This is a genomic window from Streptomyces sp. NTH33, assembly GCF_003236365.1.
In the GTDB taxonomy this organism is placed as follows: Bacteria; Actinomycetota; Actinomycetes; order Streptomycetales; family Streptomycetaceae; genus Streptomyces.
In genome coordinates, this window is record NZ_POTZ01000978.1 from 1 (window position 1) to 947 (window position 947).

The 947-nt window shown below is 71.4% G+C and carries 1 protein-coding gene and 1 pseudogene; both read left to right on the forward strand.

Going from position 1 to position 947, the window contains the following annotated elements:
• A pseudogene (locus C1I97_RS42345) lies at positions 1 to 669 on the forward strand (hypothetical protein); the annotation flags it as partial.
• A complete protein-coding gene (locus C1I97_RS37940; protein ID WP_111007373.1) occupies positions 666 to 857 on the forward strand; it encodes a hypothetical protein in 192 nt (63 codons plus the stop codon). The pseudogene C1I97_RS42345 and the gene C1I97_RS37940, both read left to right, overlap by 4 nt.
• Positions 858 to 947: the final 90 nt, after the last annotated feature.

Consider the following 947-nt stretch of genomic DNA (forward strand, 5'->3'; position numbering starts at 1 on the left):
ACCCCCGACACGGGGACCGACACCACCGGGGACCGGGGACCGAGCACCCCCGACACGGGGACCGACACCACCGGGGACCGGGGACCGAGCACCCCCGACACGGGGACCGACACCACCGGGGACCGGGGACCGAGCACCCCCGACACGGGGACCGACACCACCGGGGACCGGGGACCGAGCACCCCCGACACGGGGACCGACACCACCGGGGACCGGGGACCGAGCACCCCCGACACGGGGACCGACACCACCGGGGACCGGGGACCGAGCACCCCCGACACGGGGACCGACACCACCGGGGACCGGGGACCGAGCACCCCCGACACGGGGACCGACACCACCGGGGACCGGGAGCACAAGGTGCCCCTCAAGCGGAAGCCGACCACGACGGCCAAGGGCAGGGCAGGTAAGCGGAGTAGGTCCCGGAGCCCGCAGACGCAGCGTCCACCGCGCGAGCCGGAGCAATCCGTGGAGCACCTCGTCGAGCAGGTCCGTCCCCACGTACCGGCTCTGCTCGAACGGGACGGCAACGAAGCCGTGACCCGGGTCCAACTGAGGGAGATCATCCGGCGCGAGGGCCTCAAGGGCGGCCGGAACGACCGACTGAGCCTCGTCCTCCAGCAACTGCGGAGCGAGGACACCACCACGAAGACAAGGATCGCCCGATGAAGACCTGCCCGCGGTTCGCGGCCCTTCGTGAGGAGTATGAGCGGGAGATCGGCTTCCTGAACGCTCATTCCGAGCGGCATGCCGGAAGGCCGGCGGCGAAATCCAGCGCGAAACACGCCGCGTCGATGAAGGCACGGATGGCCCGGGCACTCAGCGGCCACGTCGGACGCTGCCCCGAGTGCGGCTGACCTGCAAACCAGCAAGTCAAAGCCCTTACCCACCAACGGTTGCCCGGCCTGCGCCGGGCAACCGCACCCACTCCAGGAGGTTCCCCATAG

Excerpts from the sequence above, each read along its gene's own strand:
- C1I97_RS37940 (WP_111007373.1), top strand. The coding sequence starts at position 666 with ATGAAGACCTGCCCGCGGTTCGCGGCCCTTCGTGAGGAGTATGAGCGG.